This is a genomic window from Streptomyces sp. NPDC028305, assembly GCF_055569495.1.
Genome location: NZ_JBVHTN010000001.1, coordinates 806,904 through 819,151, shown reverse-complemented (window position 1 = coordinate 819,151; position 12,248 = coordinate 806,904). Strand labels below are relative to the sequence as shown.

Here is a 12,248-nt window from a genome sequence, read left to right as displayed (position 1 = left end):
GAGGACCCCACATGAGACATGCCGGACGGCTGGGAATCGTACTGACGGCGGCGCTCGTCGCGGCCACGGCAGCGCTGGGCGGCGGCACACCGGCCGCGGCGGTGGACACCCCCAACGCCGCCCCCGACAGCGGCTCGTTCAACGTGCTCACCTACAACGTGGCCGGGCTGCCCGAGGGTCTTTCCTCCGGCCACCCCGAGAAGAACACCCCGCTCATCTCCCCGCGCCTGGGCGCGTACGACCTGGTCAACGTCCAGGAGGACTTCAACTACCACGCCGCGCTGTACGCGGGCGACGACCACCCGTACCGCACCCCGACCAGCGGCGGAGTGCCCTTCGGCGACGGCCTCAACACCCTTTCCGACCTGCCGTACGACGACTTCGAGCGGGTGAAGTGGGCCAGCTGCAATGGCACCGACTGCCTCACCCCCAAGGGCTTCTCCCTCGCGCGGCTGCGCGTGGCCGAGGGCGTCCACGTCGACGTCTACAACGTGCACACCAACGCGGGCACCACGGCCGCCGACCTCGCCGCCCGCCGCGCCAACATCACCCAGCTCTCCGACTTCATCGCCGCCAACTCCGCCGGCAACGCGGTCATCGTCATGGGCGACACCAACACCCGCTACACCCGCTCCGAGGACAACATCCGCGACCTGACCGGCCGCAACGGCCTCACCGACGCCTGGGTCCAGCTTGTCCGCGGCGGCTCCGCCCCGCCCGCCGGATCCGACGCCCTGGTCTGCGACCCGGACCACGTCACCAACACCTGCGAGGTCGTCGACAAGGTCCTCTACCGCTCCAGCCCGCTGCTCACCCTCACCGCCACCCGCTACAACAACGACCACCCCGGCTTCCTCGACGCCGCCGGTGAGCCGCTGTCCGACCACTACCCGCACACCGTCGACTTCTCCTGGAAGCTCCCGCAGGGCCTGCGCGCCAGCGACCAGTTCGGCGGCCCCCACGGCACGGCCTTCAACGACGCCGACGACCTCCCCGCCACCCCCGCCGCACCCCGCACCCTCACCCTGCGCGGCGCCTCCCGCCTCGACGCGGTGTCCCTGTCCCTCGACGGCGGCACCACCCTCACCCACGGCGGCCCCGGCGGCACCGCCACCTCCCTCACCCTCGCCCCTGCCGAACACCTCACCTCGGTCACCCTCACCCAGGGCACCAAGGACGGCCGCACCCGCCTCTTCTCCGCCGCGTTCACCACGGACACGGGCCGGCGGCTCGCCGCCGGAACGCCGACCGCCGACGCGGTGACCTACGCCGCGCCCGCCGGCTGGCAGATCACCGGCTTCACGGGGCGTGCGGGCGACGAGATCGACAAGCTGGGCGTGGTTTACGCGCCCAAGTAAGCTACGGCCCCATGCGTGATCTTGCGGCCGGGTTCGGCTACATGGTGAAGGGGCAGCGCTGGGTCGCCCGGCACGGACGGTGGTGGGGGTTCGGGATGATTCCCGCCCTCATCACCCTCGTCGGGTACGCGGCGGCGCTCGTCGCCCTGTTCTTCTGGACCGACGACATCATCGACTGGTCCACCCCCTTCGCCGACGGCTGGCCCTCGCCGTGGCTCGACGTCTTCCGGGGCGCGCTCGCCGTCCTCTTCGTCGGCGTCTGCCTCTTCCTCGCCATCCTCACCTTCACCGCGGTCACGCTGCTCGTCGGCCAGCCCTTCTACGAATCCCTCTCCGAGCAGGTCGACATCTCCGAGGGCGGCACCGCGCCCGAGTCCGGTCTGCCGCTGTGGCGCGAGCTGTGGATCGGCCTGCGCGAGGCCATCGGCCTGCTGCTGCGCGCCGCGATCTGGGGGGCGCTGCTCTTCGCGCTCGGCTTCGTACCGGTGATCGGCCAGACCGTGATCCCGGTGCTCGCCTTCTGCGTCACGGGCTTCTTCCTCACCGAGGAGCTCACGTCGATCGCGCTGCTGCGGCGCGGCGTGCTCCTCAAGGAGCGGCGTCGGCTGCTGAAGGGGCGCCGCATGTTCACCCTCGGCTTCGGCGTCCCGCTGGCGCTGGCCTTCTTGCTGCCGCTGGTCGCGGTGTTCCTGATGCCGGGGGCGGTGGCGGGGGCGACGCTGTTCACGCGCGACCTGATGGGGGAGGAGGCGCAGGCGGATGACGATGAGGACGGGGACGACGACCGTACGCCGCCGGGCTACCCTGCGGCGCCTTATTCCGGGGCGCAGCCGTAGCGGCTACGGGGTGAAGCGAACTGTCACGTTCGCCCAGCCGTCCGGACTCGCGTACTGCCATTCGCCGACTTCATCAGCCGACAGCATCGCCTCGGAGTACAGGGCTGCGACGAGGAGTTTCCAGGGCTCGTCTCGCTCGGCGGTTTCCTCGTGGGCCAGGTCCCGTAGCGATGTGGAGGCCGCTGTGAAGATGGCGGTGCGGATGTCGAAATACCGCGTGTGGTCGGCTTTTCCTGTGGTGACGCCGGATGTGCTGATGAACGTCCATTCGGCGTGCCAGGGGCCATCTGCCATGGGGGCTTACTCCGGCGAAGTGCTCTGCGGCATGACTTTGCGGTGAGTATGAGACGACGACACGCCGTGGGGTCGGCGTGTCGTTGTCTCATACTCACCGCAGATGGCGATCTTGACCGGTCCCGGCCATGCCTCGTTGGCGCTGGGCGTGAAGCGTGGCGATGGCGCGTAGCTGCCGCCGCTCGTACGCGGTGGCCGGTCGCACCGAGGCACAGTGCGATCGCCATTTGAGGCCGGTGGGTCGGGTGAGGCAGACCATCGGGCCGTCGAAGTCGGCGATGGTCGCGGGCATGTCGTAGTGCCGGTCGTAGACCACCATGCCGACCGCGAGGCTGGGCAGGAGGGTGGTCCAGTGCGCGCCGCTCACTGCGACCCCCGCGCCAGGTGCTGAGCGATCTGTTCGCCCAGGGCCACCGACTGCTGCCGCAGGTCCTCCAGGGTCGGCTGGTCGTCGCCGCGCTGCTGCCCCTGCTGTTCGTGCTGTTCGTCGGCCTGTCCTGGCGGGTTCACGGTTTCGCCAGCCATCGGCCGCTCCTCTCCGTAGTGTTTCCGCTACTAAGTGCGTTCAGCGTGGCCTACGGTGGAGACCCGTTCAACGTGTCGGCAAGGAATGGAAGGTAGCGAACGGACCATGAACAAGAACGAGTTGAACCCGGACGCCTCCGCTGAGGCGGCCTACGGGGCGCGTTTACGCAGCCTGCGGGAGGCTCGCGGCTGGACTCAAGAGAGCCTTGCCGAACGTACGGAATATTCCAGCGTGCATATTTCGGCCGTCGAGAATGGTCGGAAGCCTCCAACCCTCCGTTTCTCGCGCAGCGTGGATGTGGCGTTCGGTATCGCGGGCACGCCAGAGTCGTTCGAGCGCGAGTACCGCGAGATCAAACACGGCGGTCTGTTGGAGGGTTTCCCGGAGTACGTCGGGTTCGAGGGTCGGGCAGTCGAGATCCGGCTGTTTCAGATCGGGCTGATCCCCGGTCTGTTGCAGACCCCTGAGTACGCGCGGACGGTCGCGGATGGTGACGTGCGGCGCGGGGCCATCCCGCCCGAACAAGCTGAGGAGCGCGTGTCCTTCCTCGTGGAGAGGCAGGCCGCGCTGGTGCGTCCCCGGCCCCCCATGGTGCTTGTCGTGATGGATGAGAGCTGTCTTCGTCATGAGGTGGGCAACGCCGCAGTCATGGAGGGTCAGCTACGGCGACTGGTCGAAGTCGCCTCTCTTCCCAACTGGGTACTGCAAGTGTCGCCCTTTGCGATAGGAGCGCGGCGATCGTTCAACCTGCCGGTCAACCTCCTCACTCTGGCCGACCGATCCGTGATGGCGTACACCGAGTCACAGGCACGGGGGCACTTGGAGCGCGAAACCACCGCTGTCGTACCCATGCTGACGGCATACCATCAGTTGCAGGCCGAAGCACTGTCGCAGGCGGAATCCGTGGCCATGATCGAGCAGGTACGAAAGGGCATCTCGTGACGACCGAATCCCCCCGCTGGTTCAAGTCCTCCTACAGCAGCAACGGCGGCGACTGCGTCGAGGTCGCCGCCAACCTCGTCGCCTCGCGCGGCATAGTCCCCGTCCGTGACAGCAAGGAGCCGCACGGCCCGGCGCTCGTCTTCGAGTCGCCCGCCTGGTCGTCGTTCGTCGCCGCCGTCAAGGGCGGGGAGTTCCCCGCCGCCTGACCACGAAGAGAACGGTGCACCGCGTCGACCGTACGGCGACCTACCCCTCGTCCACGCCTTCGGTGAGCTGATCGAGCAGGGCAGCCAGCCACTCGACGTCTTGGTGGCGCGAGAAGGCGGTGTCGAGCGGTGCGAGTGAGGCGTACACGGTCCGGAGCGCGGAGATGTCTTCCGGGGTGAGGGGAGAGCCGAGAGAGCGCAGCTCGTCCACGGCCTCCCTGACCCAGTACAGGCTGCGGAGTTCGGTGTTGCCCGCAGACACCGCGAGCACCTTCCGGTACTCGGCGGCCGCCTCGCCCTGCTTGCCGCAGCATGCCAGGAAGCCGCCGAGCAACGCGAATTCGAAGGCGTACGTGGCCAGAGCTGACCACCGTCGGAGCACATCCTCCAGAGCCCCCCGCTCGCCGCACCGCTCCAGCATCCGGGCCAGATGCACCAAGTCCCGCCCGGACAGGTGGGGGGAGGCGGCCGCTTCGAGCAGCAGGGCCCGTCCCTCCTCGGGGCGGAGCGCGGACAGCAGCCGCAGGGGCGTGGCGAGATCCGCCCCCATCTCACAGGTGTCGGGATCGCCCATGCACGCGTGCACCAGGGTCAGCGCGAGGCGGCTGGCCTCGTCTTCCACCCCCGCACCGGCGAGGAGCCGGGCGATGTCCAGTGCCGCACTCCCCGATACCGGCCGCCGGGACAGTGCGATGAGCGTTTCGACCGCCACCGCGTGGAACTCTCCGCCGAGCAGGTCCTGGACCGCGCGCAGAGCAATTGAGACCTCAGTGTCCGGGTGGTTGGCGATGGTCAGCAGCGCCTCCAGGCCCCGCGGGTCTCCAGCCCATACGAGGTACTTGGCGATCTCCACCGCCTCGTCCAATGGGATGGGACGGGCGAGACGCGCCTCCGTGGCCTTCCGTACCTCGTCGACATAACCCTCGCCATGCAGCGTGCGGGCGACTTCGGCCCAGTAGGGCCCCCACAGCGGGGGTGAGGTGCCGTCCTGTCCGGGAGCCAGTGCGGCCAGGGCCGGCTCTGGTACGCCCGTTCGCACCAGCACGGTGTACGGGGTGGCGTTCACCTCGTCGGACGGGAGAGGAGCGCCGAGGATCCGCCGTGCGAGAGCCGCGGCTGCCTCATCCTGTCCGGCGGACAAGTAGGCCTCGGCAGTGGCACACAGAGCCTGGACGATGTCCCTGAGCCGGTACTCCCGCTCGCCCCTCCACATGTGGCTGTCAGCGGGCGGCCAGTTCTCGACCATGGTGAAGAGCGCGTCGGTCATGGAGTCCGCTGTGTCATACGCACCCGCCTGGATCAGTAACCGCATGTTGTCCTTGTCGGGCAGCCGATCACCGTCGGGGGACAGGTCCAGCAGGCGCAGCAGCGATACCGTATCCCCCAGTGCGAGAGCGCAGTTGCCAAGGAGGAAACGCCCCAGTCCGTCGGCGGCCCACAATGACACATCGGTGAGGACACGTCGCACGGAGCAGTGGATCCGGCTGCCCAGGGCCAGCAGGTGGTACGCCGCGGCGATCCGTCCTTCGCTGACCGCACCGCTCCAACTCCTCCCGGAGTTCGGCGACCTATAAGTCGTGTGCTCAAAATGCCGCGACGCCAGAAGACGCTCGGCCTTTGCCAGTGCGGCCTCGAAACCGAAGATGCGCCCGAGTGCAACGACGGCACCTGTGCGCGCGGTGATGCTGAGCCGATCGTTGTCGGCCATGGTCACCAGGGCCTGGTACGCCGCGTCGCGCATGGGCTGGGCAGCAATCAGAGCGCAGAACTCCTCTGCGTGCCAGAAGGAACCGGCCCTCTCCAGCAGCCGGTTCAGCACCGAGCTGGTGAGGACATCGGGCACTCGCACCCCCTCCGCCAGCAGCCGCCCGGCCAGCGCTGCGTGGTCGTCCGGAACACTGCTGTCCCCGCTCACGACGGCGATGCTGACCCTCCGGTGCACGCCAAAGAGGTCGTAGTCGTCACTGCTCCGCAGCAGCCACCCCACCAACCCCTCCGCATCGGCCCCCGCCCGCCTCGCCCAACATGCGATGGCCAGCACCCCGAAGTCCCGCCGCTCTCCCCGCAACGCATCCCGCACCAACTTGTCCCGCAGCGGCTCCGCCCCCGGCCAGTCGGCGGGCAGCCGACTCGCCGTGTCATGGGCGGCCAGGTATTCCGCGAAGCTGCGGTGAGCCCAATGCAACTCGCCCGAGCCCCGCTCGTACAACAACAACCCAGTGCCGCTCAGCAGACCGGTGACCACCTCGCGCCAGCCGTGTAGGAAGTCCGTGGCCTCGTCGGCCTGCTGCGCGATCCACCGCAGCGCCTCCTCCAGCAGCGGCGCGTCAGACGTCAGCGTGTTGTGGGCGAGCGCGGTGAGCAGCGGGACACGCGTGCCGTACAGCCACTCCGCGAGCCGCCGTGAGCCGCCCGCCTGAGCCACGGCCCGCAGCAGCCCGGCCCGCCGTTCCTCCTCCCCTGGACGGCCGCTGAGCAGATAGCCGACGCATTCCTGGTACAGGCCGGGGCGGCCGGTCGGGAGCGCGGCGCCCGGCGCTCGGCGGAAGATCGACAGGGTGATCGCCGCGACCAGGGGCGTACGGACCAACTGCCGCAGGCCGCTGCGTTCGACCTCCCGCAGGAAAGCCTCGGCCCGCTCGGCATTCCCGTTCAGCCAGCGGCGAGCCAGCTCGCGGAGCTGGGACTCGTCGAAGGGCGCGAGGGCGTACGAGGCGAGGCCCGCATCCCGCAAGGGGGCCAGCTCGTGCGCGGGCAGGAAGCGGGTGGTGACCACCCAGCGGTACGGCCCCGACGCGTTGGCCGCCACGATGGAGATCACGCGGCGCCGCGCCGCCGTGTCCACGATCTCGTCCAGGCCGTCGACCAACAGGAGCCAATTCGTGCCGCCGGACTCGAAGAGGTCGCGGGGGAGTTCGGTCCCCAAGTGGCCTCCCAGCCGCCGCTGCACCGACTCGCGCAGCAGGACGGGCAGCGGGGCGCCGCCGGTCAGGTCGACGGCGGGGATGCGTACGGCGTGTTCCCGCGCCCCGGGCGCCTCCGCACCGCGCCGCGCCACCCGCTGCGTGAACGTCGACTTGCCCGCCCCCGCCTCGCCCTCGATCAGCACATGCCGGTGCCGGTCCAGGATCTCCTCGGCCGGGATGGGCTCGGGGGTGGCCGCTTCGGTGTGTTCCACCACCCGCTGGTGGACATAGACGCGTTCCAGAGCAGGAGCGTCGGCGTCCAGGAAGCGGTAGGGCTGGACGTCGGAGTCCGTGCGCTCGGCGCTCAGCAGGGCCCGTATGGCCTCCTCCCGCTGCCCCGCTCGCCCGGCGGGCACGCGGACCTCCCGTAGCCCCTCCCGCCGCGCGGGAAAGCCGGTGAACAGGGCGAGTTGGGCCGACTCCGCCTGGCTCAACACCTCGTGCCAGCGGTCCACGCGTGAGGCCGTGAGCCGTCCCAGGCCCTCCGAAGCGTGATGTTCGATGACGACGCCGATGAGATGGCCCTCGCTCCACACCGCCGCACCCGACATGGCCTCCCAGGGGGACACCTCGGGGTCGGGGTCCGGAGCGGGGGCGTCGACCCGGATGGACAGGGTCTTCTGGCGGGCGTTGGACCAGGGGGAGGTGGTGCCCTGCTGGTGGTGGGCGTCTCGGAAACGGGTGCCCGAGCCGGGTGCGTCCTCGCGGAGCTTGAAGCGTGGGAAACCCATCATCGAGCAGGGGAGTTCGCCGTCGGCGGCCATGATCCGGCCGAAGGTGACCGGAGTGACGGGAGGCAGGTCCGGGGCGTCCACCACGGACACCACTGCTACGTCGATTTCCGGGGCCGTGAACACGACAACGCCGTCCGCGCTCCAGGCCCCGGGCTGGTCGGCCCGGAGGCGCAGGCGGACGGCGGTGGCCTCACGCACCACATGCGCGGCGGTCAGCACCGTACGACCGGTGACCAGGTACCCCGATCCGCGCTCACCCGGCCGCCCGTCACCGCGCTTGACGATGATCTCCGCGACCCGGTCAGGGTCCAGACCCGCCATGCGATCTCCCTCCCGCCCCGCACTGTAGCCAAAGCCCTGGCGGCGGGGCGGGAGGGAAACCTCAGCGCGTCGAGAACGAGTGCACCGTCGTCGACCGGTACGTCTCTCCCGGCCGCAGCACCGTGGACGGGAAGCCGGCCTGGTTGGGCGAGTCGGGGAAGTGCTGGGTCTCCAGGCAGAAGCCGTCGCCCTGCCGGTAGACCTGCCCCGATGTGCCCGCCAGCGTCCCGACCAGGAAGTTGCCGGTGTAGAACTGCACACCCGGCTCGGTGGTCGCGATCCGCATCACCCGGCCCGACTCCGGCTCGCTGACCGTCACGATGTGTTCGGGACGGCTCGTGATGCCCTTGTCCAGGACGAAGTTGTGGTCGATCCCCTGACCGAAGAGCACCTGCTGGTGCGCCTCGCGGATGTCCCGGCCGACCGCCTTCGACCGACGGAAGTCGAAGGGCGTGCCGGCCACCTTCGCCAGTTCGCCGGTCGGGATGAGGGTCTTGTTGACCGGGGTGTAGCGGGAGGCGGCGATCTGGAGCTGGTGGTCGTAGATGGAGCCGGTGCCCTCGCCTCCCAGGTTGTAGTAGGTGTGGTTGGTGAGGTTCACGACCGTGGGCTTGTCGGTCGTGGCCTCGTAGTCGATGCGCCAGTCGCCCGTCGGCGTGAGGGTGTAGTCGACGCGCACGGTGAGCTTCCCGGGGTAGCCCATCTCGCCGTCGGGGCTGACCCGGCGCAGGGTCAGGCCGACGTTGCCGCCGCCCTCGAACGGCTCGATGGACCACACCCGCTTGTCGAAGCCCTTGTCCCCACCGTGCAGGCTGTTGGGGCCGTCGTTGACGGGGAGTTGGTAGGCGTGTCCGTCGAGGGTGAACTTGCCGTTCGCGATGCGGTTGCCGTAGCGGCCGATCAGGGCGCCGAAGTACGGGCTGCCGGCCACGTACGAGTCCAGGTCGGCGAAGCCCAGCGACACATTGGCCATGCGGCCGTGGCGGTCGGGGATCTCCAGGGACTGGACGATGCCGCCGTAGGTGAGTACGGAGAGCCGGGTGCGGCCGTTCTCGATCGTCCAGCGGTCGACCTTGGTGCCGTCCGCCAGCGTTCCGAAGTGTTCCTTCACCGCGCGTCCGCCGCCCTTCGCGTCCTTCGCGTCCTTCGCGTAAGCCGTGCCCGTGCCCGTACCGACGGCCGTGGCCGCCAGCCCGGCGGCCGCTGCCGCCGTCATGAGTGTGCGTCTGCTCGTGGTCATGTGCGGCTCCATCGGTAGTGGTGGGAGACGGACTTACGAACCGACCCTGCGCTTGTTCCAGATGTCGAAGCCCACCGCGGCGAGCAGCACCAGACCCTTGATGACCTGCTGGTATTCGGTGCCGATGCCCACCAGCGACATGCCGTTGTTGAGCACACCGAGCACCAGACCACCGATGATCGCGCCCAGCACGGTGCCGACGCCGCCGCTGGCCGAGGCGCCGCCGATGAACGCGGCGGCGATGGCCTCCAGCTCGAAGTTGAGACCCGCGCTCGGGGTGGCGGAGCCCAGCCGGGCGGTGAAGACCAGGCCGGCGAGGGCGGCCAGCAGGCCCATGTTGACGAACACCATGAAGGTGACGCGCTTGTCGCGGACACCCGACAGCTTGGCCGCGGGCTGGTTGCCGCCCAGGGCGTACACATGCCGTCCGACGACGGTGTTGCGCATCACGAAGGCGAAGACGGCCAGCAGACCGCACAGGATCAGCAGACCGACCGGCGCGCCGTGCCAGCTGGAGAGGGTCATGGTGAAGGCCATCACCGCGGCCACGATCGCGGCGCACTTGACGTAGAAGAGGCCGATCGGCATCACGTCCAGCTCATACGCCGCACGCTGCTGCCGGCCCCGCCACTCCTGCCAGACGGCCGCCGCGCACACCGCGAGGCCGATGACCATGGTGGGGTTGTGGTACTGCGTGTACGGGCCCATCTCCGGGATGAAGCCGATGCTGATCTTCCGGAAGCCCTCCGGGAAGGGCGACAGGGACTGCCCGTCCAGCAGGATCTGGGTGCCGCCGCGGAAGACCAGCATCCCGGCCAGGGTGACGATGAAGGACGGGATTCCGACATACGCGATCCAGAAGCCCTGCCACGCCCCGGCCGCCGCGCCGACCAGCAGACAGAGGATGACCGCGAGTCCCCAGGGCACATCGTGGTTGACCATCAGCACGCCCGAGAAGGCGCCGACGAACGCGACCAGCGAGCCGACCGACAGATCGATATGGCCCGCGATGATCACGATCATCATGCCGATCGCGAGGATCAGGATGTAGCCGTTCTGCTGCACCAGGTTGGTGACGTTGAGCGGCCGCAGCAGGATGTTGTCGGACCATATCTGGAAGATGACGATGATCAGCGCGAGCGCCACCAGCATCCCGTACTGGCGCACATTGGCCCGCAGGCTCTGCACCAGCAGCGTCCCGATGCCCGGGGAGCCGTCGGCCGGCGGTGGTGCCGGGTTCTTGGTGTCCTGGGTCGCCGTGCTCATCCTTCGTCTCCTCTGTCCCTGGTCATGTGGCGCATCAGAACCTCCTGAGTCGCCTCGGCCCGCGGTACCTCCCCGGTCAGCCGCCCAGCCGCCATCGTGTAGATCCGGTCGCACATGCCCAGCAACTCGCCCAGCTCCGAGGAGATGAAGACGACGGCCTTGCCCTGTGCCGCCAGGTCGTTGATGACCGTGTAGATCTCGTACTTGGCCCCGACGTCGATGCCCCGGGTGGGCTCGTCGAGGATCAGCACTTCGGGACCCACATGGATCCACTTGCTCAGCACGACCTTCTGCTGATTGCCGCCGCTGAGCTTGCCCACCTGCTCGAACACCGTGGGGGCCTTGATGTTCATGGTCTTGCGGAACCGCTCGGCCACCCGCGACTCCTCGTGCTCGTTGACCACGCCGCGGCGCGCCACCTTGGCCAGCGAGGAGAGCGAGATGTTCCGGCTGATGGTGTCCTCGAGGTTGAGCCCGTAGTGCTTGCGGTCCTCGGTGACATAGGCGATGCCGTGCTCGATCGCCTCCGGGACGGTGCGGGTACGGACCTCCTTGCCGTCGCGGTAGACCCGGCCGCCGGTGTACCGGCCGTAGGCGCGCCCGAAGACGCTCATCGCCAGCTCGGTGCGGCCCGCGCCCATCAGGCCCGCGATGCCCACGATCTCGCCGCGCCTGACGTTCAGCGACACCCCGTCCACGACGTTGCGCTGCTGGTCGATGGGGTGGCGTACGGTCCACTCCTCGATGGCCATGGCCACCTCGGAGGCGTCGTCACCCTCGTACGGGGTGCGCTCGGGGAAGCGGTTGTCGAGGTCCCGGCCGACCATCCCGCGGATGATGCGGTCCTCGGAGACCTGCGGCTCCGCCTCCGGCGACTCGCGGACCACCATGGTCTCGATGGTCTGGCCGTCGCGCAGGATGGTGACGGAGTCGGCGACCCTGCGGATCTCGTTCAGCTTGTGCGAGATGATGATGCAGGAGATGCCCTGGGCCTTGAACTCCATCAGCAGATCGAGGAGTTTGCCGCTGTCCTCGTCGTTGAGCGCCGCGGTCGGCTCGTCCAGGATGAGCAGCTTCACCTCCTTGGAGAGCGCCTTGGCGATCTCCACGAGCTGCTGCTTGCCCACCCCGATGTCGGTGACCCGCGTCTGCGGCGACTCCGTGAGACCGACCCGCTTGAGCAGCGCGGTGGCGTGCTTGAGCGTCTCGTTCCAGCTGATCAGACCGCCCTTGGCGTGTTCGTTGCCCAGGAAGATGTTCTCGGCGATGGACAGATACGGGATCAGGGCCAGTTCCTGGTGGATGATGACGATGCCACGCTGCTCACTGGCCTTGATGTCCTTGAACGCGCACGCCTCCCCCTGGAACTGGATCTCCCCTTCGTAGCTGCCGTGCGGGTACACCCCGCTGAGCACCTTCATCAGGGTCGACTTCCCGGCGCCGTTCTCCCCGCAGATGGCGTGGATCTCGCCCTCGCGGATCAGGAGGTTGACGTCCGACAGCGCCTTGACGCCGGGGAAGGTCTTCGTGATGGAGCGCATTTCGAGAATGTGGTTCAT

At 68.9% G+C, this 12,248-nt stretch carries 11 protein-coding genes; 4 read left to right on the top strand and 7 right to left on the bottom strand.

Annotated elements, in window-relative coordinates; all coding sequences use genetic code 11:
* The first annotated feature begins 11 nt into the window (after nt 1-11).
* Together ACZ4WQ_RS03760 and ACZ4WQ_RS03755 are read left to right on the top strand one after the other, a co-directional pair.
* Nucleotides 12-1,358, top strand: coding sequence for a jacalin-like lectin (locus tag ACZ4WQ_RS03760; protein ID WP_398369721.1), 1,347 nt, complete (start codon nt 12-14; stop codon nt 1,356-1,358).
* A gap of 11 nt (nt 1,359-1,369) precedes the next feature.
* Complete coding sequence (locus ACZ4WQ_RS03755) at nt 1,370-2,194, top strand: EI24 domain-containing protein (protein ID WP_361192724.1); 825 nt, start codon at nt 1,370-1,372, stop codon at nt 2,192-2,194.
* A gap of 3 nt (nt 2,195-2,197) precedes the next feature.
* Here ACZ4WQ_RS03755 and ACZ4WQ_RS03750 read toward each other — a convergent pair whose 3' ends face one another.
* From ACZ4WQ_RS03750 to ACZ4WQ_RS03740, 3 genes are all read right to left on the bottom strand, one after another.
* Nucleotides 2,198-2,488: a hypothetical protein gene (locus ACZ4WQ_RS03750; protein WP_398369723.1), complete on the bottom strand. Its 291-nt coding sequence runs from the start codon at nt 2,486-2,488 to the stop codon at nt 2,198-2,200.
* A 94-nt stretch (nt 2,489-2,582) separates the two neighbouring features.
* The gene (locus tag ACZ4WQ_RS03745) at nt 2,583-2,855 is read right to left on the bottom strand and encodes a hypothetical protein (RefSeq protein WP_398369725.1); all 273 of its coding nucleotides are present in this window, start codon (nt 2,853-2,855) and stop codon (nt 2,583-2,585) included.
* On the bottom strand, nt 2,852-3,013 hold the full coding sequence (locus tag ACZ4WQ_RS03740; RefSeq protein ID WP_385345793.1) for a hypothetical protein: 162 nt from the start codon (nt 3,011-3,013) through the stop codon (nt 2,852-2,854). Before ACZ4WQ_RS03740 ends, ACZ4WQ_RS03745 begins: the two co-directional genes overlap by 4 nt.
* A 106-nt stretch (nt 3,014-3,119) precedes the next feature.
* Here ACZ4WQ_RS03740 and ACZ4WQ_RS03735 point away from each other — a divergent pair, with 106 nt between their 5' ends.
* Both ACZ4WQ_RS03735 and ACZ4WQ_RS03730 read left to right on the top strand, forming a co-directional pair.
* On the top strand, nt 3,120-3,956 hold the full coding sequence (locus tag ACZ4WQ_RS03735) for a helix-turn-helix domain-containing protein (RefSeq protein ID WP_385345795.1): 837 nt from the start codon (nt 3,120-3,122) through the stop codon (nt 3,954-3,956).
* Nucleotides 3,953-4,162: a DUF397 domain-containing protein gene (locus tag ACZ4WQ_RS03730; protein ID WP_385345797.1), complete on the top strand. Its 210-nt coding sequence runs from the start codon at nt 3,953-3,955 to the stop codon at nt 4,160-4,162. The genes ACZ4WQ_RS03735 and ACZ4WQ_RS03730 overlap by 4 nt, the downstream gene beginning before the upstream one ends.
* A gap of 40 nt (nt 4,163-4,202) precedes the next feature.
* Here the strand turns inward: ACZ4WQ_RS03730 and ACZ4WQ_RS03725 are convergent, their stop codons facing one another.
* From ACZ4WQ_RS03725 to mmsA, 4 genes are all read right to left on the bottom strand, one after another.
* On the bottom strand, nt 4,203-8,183 hold the full coding sequence (locus ACZ4WQ_RS03725) for a trypsin-like peptidase domain-containing protein (protein ID WP_385345799.1): 3,981 nt from the start codon (nt 8,181-8,183) through the stop codon (nt 4,203-4,205).
* Between the two features lie 61 nt (nt 8,184-8,244).
* Nucleotides 8,245-9,423, bottom strand: coding sequence for an aldose epimerase family protein (locus tag ACZ4WQ_RS03720; RefSeq protein WP_385345801.1), 1,179 nt, complete (start codon nt 9,421-9,423; stop codon nt 8,245-8,247).
* 33 nt (nt 9,424-9,456) lie between these two features.
* A complete protein-coding gene (gene mmsB, locus ACZ4WQ_RS03715) occupies nt 9,457-10,689 on the bottom strand; it encodes a multiple monosaccharide ABC transporter permease (RefSeq protein WP_311722730.1) in 1,233 nt (410 codons plus the stop codon).
* On the bottom strand, nt 10,686-12,248 hold the full coding sequence (mmsA, locus tag ACZ4WQ_RS03710) for a multiple monosaccharide ABC transporter ATP-binding protein (RefSeq protein WP_398369730.1): 1,563 nt from the start codon (nt 12,246-12,248) through the stop codon (nt 10,686-10,688). Before mmsA ends, mmsB begins: the two co-directional genes overlap by 4 nt.

What these genes read in the sequence shown, in the direction of transcription:
- ACZ4WQ_RS03720 (WP_385345801.1), bottom strand. Translation starts at nt 9,423, where the DNA reads ATGACCACGAGCAGACGCACACTCATGACGGCGGCAGCGGCCGCCGGG.
- mmsB (WP_311722730.1), bottom strand. Translation starts at nt 10,689, where the DNA reads ATGAGCACGGCGACCCAGGACACCAAGAACCCGGCACCACCGCCGGCC.
- ACZ4WQ_RS03755 (WP_361192724.1), top strand. Translation starts at nt 1,370, where the DNA reads ATGCGTGATCTTGCGGCCGGGTTCGGCTACATGGTGAAGGGGCAGCGC.
- ACZ4WQ_RS03750 (WP_398369723.1), bottom strand. Translation starts at nt 2,488, where the DNA reads ATGGCAGATGGCCCCTGGCACGCCGAATGGACGTTCATCAGCACATCC.
- ACZ4WQ_RS03760 (WP_398369721.1), top strand. Translation starts at nt 12, where the DNA reads ATGAGACATGCCGGACGGCTGGGAATCGTACTGACGGCGGCGCTCGTC.
- ACZ4WQ_RS03725 (WP_385345799.1), bottom strand. Translation starts at nt 8,183, where the DNA reads ATGGCGGGTCTGGACCCTGACCGGGTCGCGGAGATCATCGTCAAGCGC.
- ACZ4WQ_RS03735 (WP_385345795.1), top strand. Translation starts at nt 3,120, where the DNA reads ATGAACAAGAACGAGTTGAACCCGGACGCCTCCGCTGAGGCGGCCTAC.
- ACZ4WQ_RS03740 (WP_385345793.1), bottom strand. Translation starts at nt 3,013, where the DNA reads ATGGCTGGCGAAACCGTGAACCCGCCAGGACAGGCCGACGAACAGCAC.
- mmsA (WP_398369730.1), bottom strand. Translation starts at nt 12,248, where the DNA reads ATGAACCACATTCTCGAAATGCGCTCCATCACGAAGACCTTCCCCGGC.